13 protein-coding genes are annotated in these 15,852 nt (G+C 73.3%); 9 read left to right on the plus strand and 4 right to left on the minus strand.

The genetic code is table 11. The features are described from left to right. Positions 1–76 precede the first annotated feature (76 nt). Positions 77–670, plus strand: a complete 594-nt coding sequence (locus ACFY0O_RS27380) for a PepSY domain-containing protein (RefSeq protein ID WP_388951307.1) — start codon at positions 77–79, stop codon at positions 668–670. A gap of 49 nt (positions 671–719) precedes the next feature. On the opposite strand, the gene meaB is transcribed toward ACFY0O_RS27380, so the two are convergent. Both meaB and ACFY0O_RS27390 read right to left on the minus strand, forming a co-directional pair. Then, positions 720–1,682 carry a methylmalonyl Co-A mutase-associated GTPase MeaB gene (gene meaB, locus ACFY0O_RS27385; protein WP_388951309.1) on the minus strand — a complete coding sequence of 321 codons (963 nt, stop codon included), beginning with the start codon at positions 1,680–1,682 and terminating at the stop codon, positions 720–722. Between the two features lie 11 nt (positions 1,683–1,693). Beyond that, positions 1,694–2,896, minus strand: coding sequence for an acetyl-CoA C-acetyltransferase (locus ACFY0O_RS27390; RefSeq protein WP_388951311.1), 1,203 nt, complete (start codon positions 2,894–2,896; stop codon positions 1,694–1,696). Positions 2,897–3,042: 146 nt separating this feature from the next. On the opposite strand from ACFY0O_RS27390, the gene mce reads away from it, so the two are divergent. The 7 genes from mce (at position 3,043) to ACFY0O_RS27425 (ending at position 13,572) form a co-directional block, all read left to right on the plus strand. Next, positions 3,043–3,471: a methylmalonyl-CoA epimerase gene (mce, locus tag ACFY0O_RS27395; protein ID WP_358892353.1), complete on the plus strand. Its 429-nt coding sequence runs from the start codon at positions 3,043–3,045 to the stop codon at positions 3,469–3,471. A gap of 180 nt (positions 3,472–3,651) precedes the next feature. After that, complete coding sequence (gene scy, locus ACFY0O_RS27400; RefSeq protein WP_388951313.1) at positions 3,652–8,427, plus strand: polarized growth protein Scy; 4,776 nt, start codon at positions 3,652–3,654, stop codon at positions 8,425–8,427. A gap of 194 nt (positions 8,428–8,621) precedes the next feature. Then, a complete protein-coding gene (locus tag ACFY0O_RS27405) occupies positions 8,622–9,560 on the plus strand; it encodes a cellulose-binding protein (RefSeq protein WP_042811317.1) in 939 nt (312 codons plus the stop codon). Positions 9,561–9,696: 136 nt separating this feature from the next. Continuing rightward, positions 9,697–10,623 carry an ABC transporter ATP-binding protein gene (locus ACFY0O_RS27410; RefSeq protein WP_388951317.1) on the plus strand — a complete coding sequence of 309 codons (927 nt, stop codon included), beginning with the start codon at positions 9,697–9,699 and terminating at the stop codon, positions 10,621–10,623. Between the two features lie 2 nt (positions 10,624–10,625). Continuing rightward, positions 10,626–11,402 carry an ABC transporter permease subunit gene (locus tag ACFY0O_RS27415; RefSeq protein ID WP_388951320.1) on the plus strand — a complete coding sequence of 259 codons (777 nt, stop codon included), beginning with the start codon at positions 10,626–10,628 and terminating at the stop codon, positions 11,400–11,402. A gap of 173 nt (positions 11,403–11,575) precedes the next feature. Further along, entirely contained in the window at positions 11,576–12,697 is a 1,122-nt protein-coding gene (locus ACFY0O_RS27420; RefSeq protein ID WP_388951322.1) for an ABC transporter ATP-binding protein, read from the plus strand. Continuing rightward, positions 12,694–13,572, plus strand: coding sequence for an ABC transporter permease (locus tag ACFY0O_RS27425; RefSeq protein WP_388951325.1), 879 nt, complete (start codon positions 12,694–12,696; stop codon positions 13,570–13,572). The genes ACFY0O_RS27420 and ACFY0O_RS27425 overlap by 4 nt, the downstream gene beginning before the upstream one ends. Before the next feature lie 18 nt (positions 13,573–13,590). On the opposite strand, the gene ACFY0O_RS27430 is transcribed toward ACFY0O_RS27425, so the two are convergent. Beyond that, complete coding sequence (locus ACFY0O_RS27430; protein ID WP_358892358.1) at positions 13,591–13,917, minus strand: ATP/GTP-binding protein; 327 nt, start codon at positions 13,915–13,917, stop codon at positions 13,591–13,593. A 250-nt stretch (positions 13,918–14,167) separates the two neighbouring features. Here ACFY0O_RS27430 and ACFY0O_RS27435 point away from each other — a divergent pair, with 250 nt between their 5' ends. After that, on the plus strand, positions 14,168–15,199 hold the full coding sequence (locus tag ACFY0O_RS27435; protein WP_388951327.1) for an LLM class flavin-dependent oxidoreductase: 1,032 nt from the start codon (positions 14,168–14,170) through the stop codon (positions 15,197–15,199). Between the two features lie 92 nt (positions 15,200–15,291). On the opposite strand, the gene ACFY0O_RS27440 is transcribed toward ACFY0O_RS27435, so the two are convergent. Then, entirely contained in the window at positions 15,292–15,684 is a 393-nt protein-coding gene (locus ACFY0O_RS27440) for an SCO5389 family protein (RefSeq protein ID WP_358892360.1), read from the minus strand. Between the last annotated feature and the right edge of the window lie 168 nt (positions 15,685–15,852).

Raw genomic sequence — 15,852 nt, forward strand, 5'->3', positions numbered from 1 at the left:
AATGGGCGGTACAGCTCATCGCCGGCCGAACGCCGGGCAACCGCATGCGCTCCGGCCGGCCCAAGGAGGTCCAGCCATGAAGCGCACCCTGTATGTCTCCGCGGCCGTGTCCGTGGCACTGGTGGCGGGAGGCCCGGTGGCGGCCGCGGCAGCGGCATCCGCCGACGCGGCGAGAACCGTGCCCGCCGCCACCGCCGCCCGCGCCGACGTCGACGCCCAGGGGGCCGCGGCGGCGGCCCTGAAGCACTACCCGGGCTACGTCGAGTCCCTCGACCAGGACGGTTCGGTCTGGCACGTGAACGTGATCGGCAAGGACGGCAAGGGCCATGCCGAGCTGGAGGTGAACGCCGCGAGCGGAGCGGTCACCCAGCGCAACCAGGACCACGACCAGGACAGCGGCGAGTACAAGGCGCTGATCGCCGCCAAGGTCACCGCCGCCCAGGCCATGAAGGCGGCACTCGCCGCGCACCCGGGCCAGGTCCGTTCGCTCGACTGGGACGACGACGACAACGGCCGCACTCCGTACTGGCACGTCGAGATCAAGGCCACCGACGGCACCACCGCGAACGTCGACGTGAACGCCACGACGGCCCAGGTCACCCCGTCCCACTCGGACTCGGGCGACAACGACGAGAACGACAACGGCAACGACGGAAGCGACAGTTCCTGAGCGCCGCCGGCGGTCGGGGCGGGGCGAGCCCCCGCCCCGCCCCCGGGGCTCAGCCCTCGGTCAGGCTCTCCAGCAGCGCGTCGGCAGCCGCGTAGGGGTCCAGCTCGCCCCCGGCGACCCTGGCGGCCAGCGCCCCCAGGTGCGCGTCCCCGTGCAGGTCGGCCAGCCGGCTCCGCAGGGCGGTGATCGCGATGGTCTCCACCTCGCGCGCGGCCCGCGCGGCACGGCGCTCGGCGAGCACCCCCCGCTCGTCCATCCACGCCCGGTGCTTCTCCAGCTGCTCGACCAGCTCGTCGATGCCCTGGGACCGCGCCGCGACCGTCTTGACGATCGGCGGGCGCCAGTCGCCGGGGCCCCGGGACTCGCCCAGGCCCAGCATGTGGTTCAGCTCCCGGGCGGTCGCGTCCGCGCCGTCCCGGTCGGCCTTGTTCACCACGTACACGTCGCCGATCTCCAGGATGCCCGCCTTCGCGGCCTGGATCCCGTCGCCCATCCCGGGCGCCAGCAGCACCACCGAGGTGTCGGCCTGGGAGGCGATCTCCACCTCCGACTGCCCGACGCCGACCGTCTCGACCAGGATCACGTCGCAGCCGGCCGCGTCCAGCACCCGGATCGCCTGCGGCGCCGCCCAGGCGAGCCCGCCCAGGTGTCCCCGGGTGGCCATGGAGCGGATGTAGACCCCCGGGTCGGAGGCGTGGTCCGACATCCGGACCCGGTCGCCGAGCAGGGCCCCGCCCGAGAAGGGCGAGGACGGGTCCACCGCGAGCACGCCGACCCGCTTGCCGGCCTTGCGGTAGGCCGTGACCAGGGCCGAGGTCGAGGTCGACTTGCCGACCCCCGGGGAGCCGGTCAGCCCGACCACGTACGCGCCGCCCGTGAGCGGGGCCAGGGCGGCCATGACCTCGCGCAGGTGCGGGGACGCCCCCTCGACCAGCGAGATCAGCCGGGCCACCGCCCGCGGCCGGCCCTCCCGGGCCTGCGCCACCAGCGCGGGGACGTCCACCGTCGCCATCAGTGCAGCACCTACGCCTTCGGGACGCGGATCACGAGGGCGTCGCCCTGGCCGCCGCCACCGCACAGCGCGGCCGCGCCGACCCCGCCGCCCCGGCGCTTGAGCTCCAGCGCCAGGTGGAGCACCACACGGGCGCCGGACATGCCGATCGGGTGGCCCAGGGCAATGGCGCCACCGTTGACGTTCACCTTTTCCGGGGTCACGCCGAGGTCCTTCATTGACTGCACGGCGACCGCCGCGAAGGCCTCGTTGATCTCGATCAGGTCCAGGTCGGCGACCTCCAGGCCCTCCTTCTTGAGGGCGTGCAGGATCGCGTTCGAGGGCTGCGACTGGAGGGAGTTGTCCGGGCCGGCCACGTTGCCGTGGGCGCCGATCTCGGCGATCCAGTCCAGGCCCAGCTCCTCGGCCTTGGCCTTGCTCATCACGACCACGGCGGCGGCGCCGTCCGAGATCTGCGAGGAGGTGCCGGCGGTGATCGTGCCGTCCTTGGCGAAGGCCGGGCGCAGCTTGCCGAGCGACTCCACCGTCGTCTCCGGGCGGATGCCCTCGTCCGCGGCGAAGATCACCGGGTCGCCCTTGCGCTGCGGGATCTCGACCGGGGTGATCTCGGCCTCGAAGACGCCGTTCTTCTGCGCGGCCGCGGCCCGCTGGTGCGAGGCGGCGGCGAACTCGTCCTGCGGGGCGCGCTCGATGCCCAGACGGGTGTTGTGCTTCTCGGTGGACTCGCCCATCGCGATGTTCTCGAAGGCGTCGGTCAGGCCGTCGTAGGCCATCGCGTCCAGGATCTCGATCGCGCCGTACTTGTAGCCCTCGCGGGACTTCGGCAGCAGGTGCGGGGCGTTGGTCATCGACTCCTGGCCGCCGGCGACCACGATGTCGAACTCGCCCGCACGGATGAGCTGGTCGGCGAGGGCGATGGCGTCGAGGCCCGAGAGGCACACCTTGTTGATGGTGAGCGCGGGCACGTTCATGGGGATGCCGGCCTTGACGGCCGCCTGGCGGGCGGGGATCTGGCCCGCGCCGGCCTGGAGCACCTGGCCCATGATCACGTACTGGACCTGGTCGCCGGAGATCCCGGCCCGCTCCAGCGCGGACTTGATGGCGAAGCCGCCGAGGTCGGCGCCCGAGAAGGACTTCAGCGAGCCGAGCAGCCGCCCCATGGGCGTGCGGGCCCCGGCGACGATCACGGTGGTGTTGTTGTTCGTTCCGGACATGAGGGCGAATCCCCTTTCAGCGGGGAAGCTGAGGAGTGAACGAGGGTTTACCTGAATGTACTGAGCAGTACCCGCGCCGTCACCGGGCAGTCGGTGTGATCGCTGGCACGTTGCGTGACGACCCTCCTCGGCGGTGCACTGGACCCATGCTGACAAGAATCGACCACATCGGGATCGCCTGCTTCGACCTGGACAAGACCGTCGAGTTCTACCGTGCCACGTACGGCTTCGAGGTGTTCCACACCGAGGTCAACGAGGAACAGGGAGTCCGCGAGGCCATGCTGAAGATCAACGAGACCTCCGACGGAGGTGCCTCGTACCTCCAGCTCCTGGAGCCCACCCGCGAGGACTCCGCGGTGGGCAAGTGGCTCGCCAAGAACGGCGAGGGCGTCCACCACATCGCCTTCGGCACGGCGGACGTCGACGGCGACGCCGAGGCCATCCGCGGCAAGGGCGTCCGCGTCCTCTACGACGAGCCCCGCATCGGCTCCATGGGCTCCCGGATCACCTTCCTGCACCCCAAGGACTGCCACGGAGTCCTCACGGAACTGGTCACCGGCAACCCGGACCACTGATACCCCCATTCCCCGGCCGGTAGAGTGGCCATGGCTCGGCCGGGGTGCGGTCGGAGACGGGGCGGGGCCCGATACCCCTGCCCCGGTTTCTGACACCATTTCCCCGGGGGCGTCGTTCAGCGGGCGAGCGATGCTCAATTGAAGGTGAGCTTGCGACCAGGGGACGGACGGGACCGCGCTGTGCTCGGCTACGAAAGCCAGGAGAGCCATCAGGCTGAAGCCGACCATCTCACGCGCCTCGAAGCCGAGATGGAACGGCTGAGGAAGGAGCGCGGGAAGGCAGTCCAGCACGCCGAGGACCTGGGCTACCAGGTCGAGGTGCTGCGGGCCAAGCTGCACGAGGTGCGCCGCGCCCTCGCCTCCCGGCCCGCCTACGACGGCGCGGACATGGGATACCAGGCGGAGCAGCTGCTGCGCAACGCCCAGATCCAGGCCGACCAGATGCGCTCCGACGCCGAGCGCGAACTGCGCGACGCCCGGGCGCAGACCCAGCGCATCCTCCAGGAGCACGCCGAGCACCAGGCGCGCCTCCAGGCCGAGCTGCACGCCGAGGCCGTCAACCGCCGCCAGCGCCTGGACCAGGAGCTCAACGAGCGCCGCCAGACCGTCGAGGCGCACGTCAACGAGAACGTCGCCTGGGCCGAGCAGCTGCGCGCCCGGACCGAGGCCCAGGCCCGCCGGCTCATGGAGGAGTCCCGCGCCGAGGCCGAGCAGGCGCTGAACGCCGCCCGCGCCGAGGCCGCCCGGACCGCCGAGGAGGCCCGCCGCCGGCTCGCCGCCGACGCCGAGGCCGCCCGTGCCGAGGCCGAGGCCGCGCTGCTGCGCGCCCGCAAGGAGGCCGAGCGGCTGCTGGCCGCCGCCTCCGCGCAGGCCCAGGAGGCCACCGAGCACGCCGAGCGGCTGCGCACCACCACCACCGCCGAGGCCGAGCAGACCCGGCAGCAGACCATGGACCTCGGCCGGGTGGCCGAGGCGCGGGTGCAGGAGGCCGACGGGGCGCTGCGCGCGGCCCGGGCCGAGGCGGAGACCCTGCTCGCGGAGGCCAAGGAGAGCGCCGCCCGGCAGCTCGCCTCGGCGGAGTCCGTCAACGAGCAGCGCACCCGCACCGCCAAGGAGCAGGTGGCCCGGCTGGTCGGCGAGGCCACCAAGGAGGCCGAGGTCCTCAAGGCCGAGGCCGAGCACGCGCTGGCCGACGCCCGCGCGGAGGCGGAGCGGCTGCGCACCGAGGCCGGCGAGCAGGCCCGTACGGCCGCCGCCGAGGAGATGTCGGCGCAGCTGGCGAAGGCGGCCCGGACCGCCGAGGACGTGCTGAACAAGGCCTCGGAGGACGCCCGGGCGACCACCCGCGCCGCCTCCGAGGAGGCCGAGCGGATCCGCCGCGAGGCGGAGGCCGAGGCGGAGCGGCTGCGCGCCCAGGCGGCGGACGCGGCCGCGGAGCTCAAGGGCGCCGCGAAGGACGACACCGAGGAGTACCGGGCCCGTACGGTCGAACTCCAGGAGGAGGCGCGGCGGCTGCGCGGCGAGGCCGAGCAGCTGCGCGCGGAGGCCGTCGCCGAGGGCGAGCGGATCCGCGGCGAGGCCCGCCGTGAGGCGGTCGGGCAGATCGAGGAGGCGGCCAAGACCGCCGAGGAGCTGCTGGGCAAGGCCAAGGCGGACGCCGACGAGCTGCGTTCGGGTGCCACCGCCGAGAGCGAGCGGGTCCGCGCCGAGGCCGTGGAGCGGGCGACCACCCTGCGCCGGCAGGCCGAGGAGACCCTGGAGCGCACCCGCGCCGAGGCCGAGCGGCTGCGCGCCGAGGCCGAGGAGCACGCCCAGGCGGTCACCGCCGAGGCGGACGCGGCGGTGCGGGCACGGCGCGAGGAGACCGAGCAGGCCCTGGCGGCCAAGCGGGCGGAGGCCGACGCCGAGCTGGCCCGGCTCCAGACGGACGCCGAGGCGCGCCTGGCGTCGGCCGAGCAGACCCTGCGCGAGTCCCGGCTGGCGGCGGAGAACATCCGCAAGGAGACCACCGAGGAGAACGACCGGCTGCGCGCCGAGGCGGCGGAGCGGATCCGCACCCTCCAGGGACAGGCGGAGGCGGAGGCCGAGCAGCTGCGCGGTGAGGCCGCGCAGGACGCCGGCCGGGTCCGGGCGGAGGCCGAGCTGGTCTCCGTGCGGCTGCGCGCCGAGGCGGAGGCCGAGTCGGAGCGGGTGCGCACGGAGGCGCAGGAGACCGCGGACCGGCTGCGCGCCGAGGCGAAGGCGGCGGCCGAGCGGGTCGCCCAGGAGGCCGCGGAGGCGCTGGCCGCCGCCCAGGAGGAGGCCGCCCGGCGGCGCCGCGAGGCCGAGGAGACCCTGTCGGCGGCCCGGACGGACGCGGGCAACGAGCGGGCGCAGGCCCGTGAGCAGAGCGAGGAGCTGCTGGCGCAGGCCCGCAAGCGCTCGGAGGAGGCGCAGGCCGAGGCGGCCCGGCTGACCGAGGAGGCGGAGGCCCGCGCGGCGGAGCTGGTCGCGGCGGCCGAGGCCACCGCCCAGCAGGTGCGCGACTCCGTGGCCGGGCTGCACGAGCAGGCCGAGGAGGAGATCTCCGGGCTGCGCAGCGCGGCCGAGGTCGCGGCGGAGCGCACCCGTGCGGAGGCGGAACAGGAGGCGGACCGGGTCCGCGCCGACGCCCACGCCGAGCGGGACCGGGCCGGCGAGGACGCCGCCCGCATCCGCCACGAGGCCAAGGTCGAGACGGACGCGGCGAAGGCCCTGGCCGAGCGCACGGTCGGCGACGCCATCGCCGAGGCCGAGCAGCTGCGCGCCGACACCGCCGAGTACGCCCAGCGGGTCCGCACGGAGGCGACTGACGCCCTGGCGGCGTCCGAGCGCGACGCGGCGCGGACCCGGCAGGACGCCCGTGACGACGCCAACCGCATCCGGAACGAGGCGGCGGAGTCCCTGGAGGCCTCCCGCGCCGAGGGCGCCCGGATCACGGACGAGGCGACGGCGGAGGCGGCGCGGGTCACCGAGGAGACCCGTGCGGCCAACGAACTGACGGTCGCCGAGGCCGCCGCCGAGGCCGAGCGCCTCACGGCGGAGGCCGAGCAGGCGGCCGAGGCGACCCGCGCCGAGGCGGCGTCCGTCCTGGACGAGGCCCGCGCCGAGGGCAACCGCCTGCGCACCGAGGCCGCCGAACAGGCCGACCGCCTCATCACCGAGGCCGCCGCCGAGGCCGAGCGGCTCACGGAGGAGACCCGCGCGGCCAACGAGGCGACCGCGAGCGAGGCCCAGGCCGCGGCCGACGCCACCCGCGCCGAGGCCGACGCCGTCCTGGACGAGGCCCGCGCCGAGGGCAACCGCCTGCGCACCGAGGCCGCCGAACAGGCCGACCGGCTCATCACCGAGGCCGCCGCCGAGGCGGAGCGGCTCACGGAGGAGACCCGCGCGGCCAACGAGGCGACCGTGGGCGAGGCCCAGGCCGCCGCGGACGCCCTGCGCGCCGAGGCGGCGCAGACCCTGGACGAGGCCACCGCGAAGGCGGAACGGCTGACGGCGCAGGCCGCGGCGACGCTGGCCGCGGCCGAGCGGGATTCCGCCAGGATCCTGGTCGACTCCCGCGCGGAGGGCGACCGCCTCATCGAGGAGACCCGCGCGGCCAACGAACTGACGCTCGGCGAGGCCGCGGCGGAGGCGGACCGGCTGCGCGCCGAGGCGGCGCAGACGCTGGACGAGGCCCGCGCGGAGGGCGGCCGGATCATCGGCGAGGCCACCGCGGAGGCGGAGCGCGTCACGGCCGCGGCGAACGAGACCCTGGCGAGCGCCGAGCGGGAGGCGGAACAGACCCTCGACGAGGCGCGCGCGGAGGGCAACCGGCTGCGCACGGACGCCGCCGAGCAGGCGGACCGGCTCATCACGGAAGCCGTGTCGGAGTCGGAGAAGCTCACCGAGCAGACCCGCAAGGACAACGAGCGCACGGTCGGCGAGGCGGCCGCCGAGGCCGAGCGGCTGCGGGCGGAGGCGGCCGAGGCGCTGGCCTCGGCGCAGGAGCACGCGACGCGCACCCGCTCCGAGGCGGAGCGGGTCAAGGCGGAGGCCGCGACCGAGGCGGACCGTACCCGTACGGAGGCCCGCGAGGAGTCCGAGCGGGCGCTGGACGAAGCCCGCGAGGAGGCCAACAAGCGCCGCCGCGAGGCCGCGGAGCAGGTGGACCGGCTGATCACGGAGGCGGCGGCCGAGGCCGACAAGCTGACCTCCGACGCGGCCCGGCAGGCGCTGGCCGCCACGACGGCGGCCGAGGAGCAGGCCGACGCGATGGTGGACGCGGCGCGCAAGGAGGCCGCGCGGATCACCTCGGAGGCGACCGTCGAGGGCAACTCCCTGGTGGAGAAGGCCCGTACGGACGCCGACGAGCTGCTGGTCGGTGCGCGCACGGACGCCTCCGCCATAAGGGAGCGCGCGGAGGAGCTGCGTGCGCGCGTGGAGTCCGAGGTCGAGGAGCTGCACGAGCGGGCCCGCCGGGAGTCGGCGGAGCAGATGAAGTCGGCGGGCGAGCGCGTGGACAAGCTGGTCCGTGCGGCGACCGAGCAGAGCGCCGAGGCGGAGGCGAAGGCCAAGGAGCTGGTGTCGGACGCGAGCAGCGAGGCGAGCAAGGTCCGCATCGCCGCGGTGCGCAAGGCGGAGACGCTGCTCAAGGAGGCCGAGACGAAGAAGGCGGAGCTCTCCCGGCAGGCGGAGAAGGTGCTCGCGGAGGCCCAGGCCGAGGCGGAGCGGATCGTGGACGAGGGCCGTCGTGAGCTGGAGGTCCTGGTGCGCAGGCGCGAGGACATTCAGGCGGAGATCTCCCGTGTCCAGGACGTTCTTGAGGCGTTGGAATCATTCGAGGCACCTTCGGGTGGCGGAAAGCCCGCATTGGGCGGCCAGGGCGCGGGGGGCGTGAAGGCCGGCGCATCAGCAGGGTCCACTCGTTCGGGTGGCAAGGCGTCGGAGGGGTAGTCAGAACGCAGGATGTGTGCTTCTGAGGGAGGTTCAGTCGAAGGAGTGACAATCATTCCGTCGCCTTGCCACTCAAAAGGGGTGTCATTGTCCAGGGCAAACGCGGATTGACTCGATGACACGCCGCCCGGGCGCCTAGGATTCCCCTCAACACCTCACGTAGCACCTCATCGGTCTCATTCGACAGGAACCCCATGAGCGACACTTCCTCCCCCTTCGGCTTCGAGCTCGTGCGGCGTGGTTACGACCGCGGTCAGGTGGACGACCGCATTACCAAGCTGGTCTCCGACCGCGACAGCGCCCTAGGACGTATCAACTCTCTGGAAAAGCGGATCGAGGAGCTGCACCTCGAAACGCAGAACGCCCAGGCCCAGGTGAGCGACGCGGAGCCGTCGTACGCCGGCCTCGGCGCCCGGGTCGAGAAGATCCTGCGGCTGGCCGAGGAGGAGGCGAAGGACCTGCGCGAGGAGGCCCGTCGCGCGGCCGAGCAGCACCGTGAGCTGGCCGAGTCCGCCGCGCAGCAGGTGCGCAACGACGCCGAGTCGTTCGCGGCGGACCGGAAGTCGAAGGCGGAGGACGAGGGCGTCCGCATCGTCGAGAAGGCGAAGGGGGACGCCGCCACCCTGCGCGCCGAGGCCCAGAAGGACGCCGCCTCCAAGCGCGAGGAGGCCGACGCCCTCTTCGAGGAGACCCGCGCCAAGGCCGCCCAGGCCGCCGCGGACTTCGAGACCAACCTGGCCAAGCGCCGCGAGCAGTCCGAGCGCGACCTGGCCTCGCGCCAGCAGAAGGCCGAGAAGCGCCTCGCGGAGATCGAGCACCGGGCCGAGCAGCTGCGCCTGGAGGCCGAGAAGCTCCGCACGGACGCCGAGCGCCGGGCCCGCCAGACGGTGGAGACCGCGCAGCGCCAGGCCGAGGACATCGTCGCCGACGCCAACGCCAAGGCCGACCGCATCCGCAGCGAGTCCGAGCGCGAGCTGGCGGCGCTCACCAACCGCCGCGACTCCATCAACGCCCAGCTGACCAACGTCCGCGAGATGCTGGCGACGCTGACCGGCGCGGCCGTGGCCGCCGCCGGCTCCCCGATCGACGACGAGCCGGTCACCCGCGGTGTCCCGGCGCAGCAGAGCCGCTGACAACTCCCGTACGTCCGCGTGCGGATACACCCCCGTACGCACGCGGAGCCACCTACAGGTAGTCGAAGTCGGGCATCCAGGGCCGTACATCACCATTCGCGTGGCGTACGGCCCTCCGGCGTTCTAGCGTGGCTCCATGATCGAGCTAGAGGGCCTCACGAAGCGATTCGGCGCGAAGACCGCCGTCGACCACCTCAGCTTCCAGGTCAGACCCGGGGCCGTGACCGGCTTCCTCGGCCCGAACGGGGCGGGGAAGTCGACGACCATGCGCATGATGCTGGACCTCGACCATCCGACCAGCGGCACGGTCCGCATCGACGGCAGGCACTACCGGGACCTCAAGGAGCCGCTCAAGCACATCGGAGCGCTGCTGGACGCCAAGGCCATGCACGGCGGGCGCAGCGCCTACAACAACCTGCTCTGCCTCGCCGAGTCCAACCGGATCCCCAAGGGCCGGGTGGACGAGGTGCTGGACCTGGTCGGGCTGACGCCGGTGGCGCGGAAGAAGTCGAAAGGATTTTCGCTCGGAATGGGCCAACGGCTGGGAATCGCCGCCGCCCTGCTGGGCGATCCGGAGATCCTCATGTTCGACGAACCCGTCAATGGTCTGGACCCGGAGGGAATTCTCTGGATCCGCAATCTTATGAAGGGGCTGGCGTCGGAGGGAAGGACGATCTTCGTCTCCTCCCACCTGATGAGCGAAATGGCGCTGACCGCAGACCATTTGGTGGTCATCGGACAGGGAAAGCTCCTCGCCGACTTGTCGATGGCGGATTTCATCCACCGGAACTCCCGCAGTTACGTGCGCGTACGCTCGCCGCAACAGGAGCGGCTCAAGGACGTCCTGCACGAGGCGGGTATCGACGCCATCAGCGTCCCGGCGACCGGGACCCTGGAAATCGACGGCGTCCCGAGCGAGCGGCTCGGCGAACTCGCCGCCCAGCACCAGATCGTGCTGCACGAACTCAGCCCCCAACGGGCTTCACTGGAGGAAGCGTTCATGCGCATGACGGCGGATTCCGTCGAGTACCAGGCCCACGCGCCCCGAGAGGCGGGTGTGTGACCGTGGCAGCCTTCCCCGCCGTCCTCCGCTCCGAGTGGACCAAGATCCGCACCGTGGCCTCGACCACCTGGACCCTGGCCTCCGCGCTCCTGGTCACCGTCGGCATCGGCGCCGGCCTGTGCGCCGTGGTGAACGCGACGTTCGACAACATGCCGAAGGCGGAGCAGGTCACCTTCGACGCCACGCGGATGAGCTTCTCCGGCATGATCCTCGGCCAGCTGGCGATGCTGGTCTTCGGGGCCATGGTGGTGGGCGGCGAATACGGCACGGGCATGATCCGCACCTCCCTCGCCGCCGTGCCCGGCCGGGGCGGCCTGCTGCTGGCGAAGGTCCTCGTGGCCACCGCCCTGGGCCTGGTGGTCGGTCTGGCCACCGGCTTCCTGTCGTTCTTCCTCGGACAGGCCCTGCTCGGCGCGCACAGCACCGGGCTGGACGGCGAGAACGTACTGCGCGCGGTGCTCGGCGTCGGCCTGTACATGGCCCTGCTGACCGCCTTCGCCATCGGGGCCTCGACGGTCCTGCGGAACTCGGCCGCGTCGAACGCGCTGCTGATCGGCTTCTTCCTGATCCTGCCCATCGTCCTCAGCCTGGTCGACGCCACCCGCAAGATCGCCGCCTACCTCCCCGGCCAGGCCGGTTCCGCGATCATGCAGACCGTCCCGGCCGCCGCGGGCTCCGACGCGCCCTACGGCCCGTGGGGCGGCCTCGGGATCATGGTGCTGTGGGTGCTCGCCGCGGTGCTCGGCGGCTACCTCGTCCTGAGGAAGCGGGACGCCTGACGCCGGCGGGTCCGTCCGTCTCAGGGAGGACGCCGCGCGTACTACGGGAAAACCCCGGGCCGGATCTCAGGGAGAGCTCAGGGATCCGGCCCCGGCGGGAACCGGCCGGGGCTCGATATCCTCTTAGGGCATAGCCGGGCGAGAGCCGTCCGGGGCCGACAAGGGGCAGCACGATGATCGAGGCAGTCGGCCTGACGAAGCGATTCGGCACCAAGACGGCCGTCGACCAGCTGTCCTTCCAGGTCAGGCCCGGCCATGTGACCGGCTTCCTCGGGCCCAACGGCTCCGGCAAGTCGACCACCATGCGCATGATCCTCGGCCTCGACCGGCCCACCTCCGGTCAGGTCACGATCAACGGCCTCCCCTTCCGGGAGCTGCCGAACGCCCAGCGGCACGTCGGCGCCCTGCTCGACGCCAAAGCCGTGCACGGCGGCCGCCGGGCCCGCACCCACCTGCTGGCCATCGCCCAGCTCTCCGGGATCCCCGAGAAGCGGGTGGACGAGGTCCTCGGCGTGGTCGGCCTCCAGGCCGCGGCCCGCCAGCGCACCAAGGGCTTCTCGCTCGGAATGGGCCAGCGGCTCGGCATCGCCGCCGCCCTCCTCGGCGACCCGCAGGTGCTCCTCTTCGACGAGCCCGTCAACGGCCTCGACCCCGAGGGCATCCTCTGGGTCCGCAACCTGATGCGCCGGCTCGCCGCCGAGGGCCGGACCGTCTTCGTCTCCTCGCACCTGATGAGCGAGATGGCCCTGACCGCCGACCACCTGATCGTGATCGGCCGGGGCCGGCTGCTGGCCGACATGAGCACCCAGGAGTTCATCACCCACAACTCGGCCGGATTCGCGCGGGTCCGCGTCGCCGACGGGGACCCCGCGGGCCGCGGGACGCTGGCGACCGCCCTGACCGCGGCGGGCGGCCGGGTGCTCCAGGAGTCCGACGGCGCGCTGCGCGTCACCGGGCTGGAGCTCCCGCGGATCAGCGACCTCGCGCACGGCGCCGGCGTACGGCTGTGGGAGCTGTCCCCGCACCGGGCCTCGCTGGAAGAGGCCTACATGCGGATGACGCAGGCCTCCGTCGAGTACACCTCCAGCGAGGACCCCCGTGCCGAACTGTGGGAGCCGGAACCGCTGACCGTCCCCGCATGGGAGGACGGGCCCGCCCCGGAAGTCGCTCCCGAGACCGCGGCGGCCTTCTTCGTTCCCCCGCCCCCCGGATCCGAGCGGCGGCCGTTCCTGATGCCGGACAGCGCCGCCGACCTCGCCCCCTCCCCCCAGCACACCCCCGAGGACCCCCGATGACCACCACCCCCGCCGGGAAGCCGACGGCGAGCGCGACCGCGCCCGACGGGTCCGGGTCGGGCGGGTCCGATGCCTACCGTTCGCCGCTGCCCACCCCGCGCCCGCACCTGGGGCACGCGCTGGCCTCGGAGTGGACCAAGCTGACCTCCGTGCGCTCCACCCTGTGGACGCTCGGCTCCCTGGTGGTCCTGGTCGTCGGCGTCGGCATGCTCGCCGTGGTGCAGACCGCCTCCCGGGACTACGCGAACCTGCCCTACCCGGCGCCCGCCCTCTTCGGGCTGATGGTCGGGCAGATCGCCGTGATCGTGCTCGGGGTGCTGACGATCTCCTCCGAGTTCGGCACGGGCCTGATCCGCACCACCCTCACCGCCGCCCCCGACCGGCTGCGGGTGCTCACCGCCAAGTACCTGGTCTTCGGCACCGTCGCCTTCGCCACCATCAGCTGCTCGGTGGGGTTCGTGGGGCTGTGGGCGGCCGTCCTGCACAGCGGGCCCGCCGCCGGGCCGCACGGCCTCGCCGAGTGGGCGGGGGCGCTGGCCGGCTGCTTCTACGTGACCCTGCTGGGCCTGCTCGCCCTGGCCGTCGGGGCGCTCGTGCGGCATTCGGCGGGCGCCATCGCGGTCATGCTCGGCGTGGTCACCATGCCCCCGGTGCTCGGGTCGATACTGACGGTCTGGCCGGTGACCAGCGGGCTGGGGCTGCTCGTGCTCCGCTACAACGCGCCCGTCGGGCTGTTCCAGCTGTTCGGGGTGCAGGACAGCGGGGTGGGCGGCGCGACCATGCCCAGCGACCTGGCCCAGTTCACGCTGATCCTGCTGGTGACGGCCGGGGCGATCGCCGCCTCCTACGCCGTCGTCGGCCGCCGGGACGTCTGAGCGCGGGGGCCGCGCGGATCAGTACCGCGGTGCGTTGCGGGACCGCTGCACCTTCGAGGTGCGGCGGTCCTTCGCGTTCCAGCAGGCCTTGTGCCAGTGCCGGCGGTCGTCCACGCCGCCGTACTCGGGCCAGGCCACCACGTGCGGGGTGCCCGAGGGGATCTCCTGGTCGCAGCCCGGGCAGCGGTAGCGCTTGCCCGCCGCACTGGCGCCCGCCACCTGCCGGACCTTCCACTCCTCGCCCAGGTACTCCTCGGTGCGCTCCAGTCCGTACCGGTCGTATCCGGAGGCGGGCCGTTCGTCCGGGGTCTCGCCGCCCCTGGGGCGGTTGTGGCGCGGTGACACGTATACCTCACGAAGGGGCGTCGGTCGGTGACTTTCTCCCAGACTACGCGCAGCGAGGCGGGGTACCCGCAGGGTGTCCGGGTGAGGCCCCCCGCCGAACGGAACTGGCCCGACTATCTCAATAACTTTCCTGTCAGGCCGTGCCTTTGGCACGTGTCAGACGTTGTTGCCAGGAGACGTCGACGCCGTCGACGAGCAACGAGCCGGTCCACCTGGGGAGGCCGCGCCAGCCGCGAGGAGGCCAAGGGCGATGCGCGTAGGAGCGTTTGTACTGGCGGCCCAGTTCCCGGGCCAGGGGCAGGGGGAGGCGCTGCACCGGGCGGTGCGGACCGCCGAGGTGGCCGAGGAGGCCGGGCTCGACTCGGTCTGGCTGGCCGAGCACCACTTCATCCCGTACGGGGTCTGCCCGTCGGCGGTGACGCTGGCGGCCCTGCTGCTGGGGCGGACCCGGCGGCTGCGGGTGGGGACGGCGGTGAGCGTGCTGCCGAACACGCATCCGGTGGCCCTCGGGGAGCAGGCGGCCCTGCTGCACGTCACCTCCGGCGGCCGGTTCACCCTCGGGGTGGGCAGGGGCGGGCCGTGGGTGGACCTGGAGGTGTTCGGGGGCGGGCTGGACGCGTACGAGAACGGCTTCCCCGAGGACCTCGACCTGCTGCGGCGCTGGCTGGCCGAGCCCCGGGTGGGGGCGGCCGGCGGGCGGCACGGCTTCCGCGAGGTGGCCGTCGTACCGCGCCCGGACGAGGCCCTGGACGGGGACGGGACGGGGCCGGAAGTGATCGTCGCCTGCACCTCCCCGGCGTCGGTGCGCCTGGCCGCGCGGCGCGGGCTGCCGATGCTGCTGGGCATGCACTGCGGGGACGAGGACAAGGCGGGGATGGTCGCGCTGTGGCGCGAGACCGCCCTGGCGGCGGGGCACGCGCCGGAGGCCGTACGGGCGGCCGGGCACGTGTCGGCGGGGGTGTGCCAGCTGGCGGACCGGACGGCGGACGCCCGCGAGACCCTGCTCAAGGCGATGCCGGGCTGGCTGCGGCAGGGCCTCGACGCGTACGAGACGGTGGACGGCCGGCCGCGTGCGATGCGCGACCCGCACGCCTATACGGAGCTGCTGTGCGACCTGCACCCCGTCGGCACGCCGGAGCTGGCGGCGGACCGGCTGGCGGCCACCTCGGAGCTCACGGGCATCACGCGTTTCGCACTGCTGACGGAGGGCTCCGGCGACCTCGCCGCGACGGAGGAGAACGTCCGGCGTCTCGGCACGGAGGTCCTGCCGGCCCTGACCTGACGTGCCCTGACATGCCCTGCTCTGGCCTGGGCTGCCGCTCCGGCCTCAGTCGCACCTCCCGCGACACGGAGCGGCAGCGAGTACCGGTACCGCTAGCAGTCGCGCAGTTCGGGCGACTGGTTGAGCAGCTGGCCGCGGATCGAGGTGAACTTTGCCAGCCGGTCGTCCACCGAGGGGTCCAGTGGGAACACCGCGACGCGGTGGCAGTTCTGGAAGGCCAGGCGCACCCCGAAGTGCCGCTGCAGCGCACCCCGTATCGCGTCACTCGCGAGCGCGCGCAGCAGCTGGCCGCGCGCCTGCTCGTCCGGCGGCGGCGTCTGGTTGTCGGCGAACTGTCCGCCCTCAACCTCCAGCTGGGCCGTCAACGAGCTGATCATCTCCCATGCGTAAGGCAGGGAGGTCCGGACGCAGTCGACGAAGGCGGCTTCGTCGACCTCGCCTCGCTCGGCCTGTTCGAGTAGGGCCGGTGAGACGTCGAGCGACATGGGTTCTCCTCTCGTGACCCCGGCGTTTGGGTTGCCGAAGTCCTACGGGCAGGGAAGGAGGCCGCGACGCAGTGTGCACGCTCGGCAACCTCCTGCTCACCACGGTAGGCGCCCACCGGGTGGCGCACCAGGAGAATGCGCATACAACGCGCCATCGGCGAACGGGGC

Origin of the sequence: Streptomyces sp. NPDC001594 (genome assembly GCF_042893675.1) — a bacterium.
GTDB lineage: Bacteria > Actinomycetota > Actinomycetes > Streptomycetales > Streptomycetaceae > Streptomyces.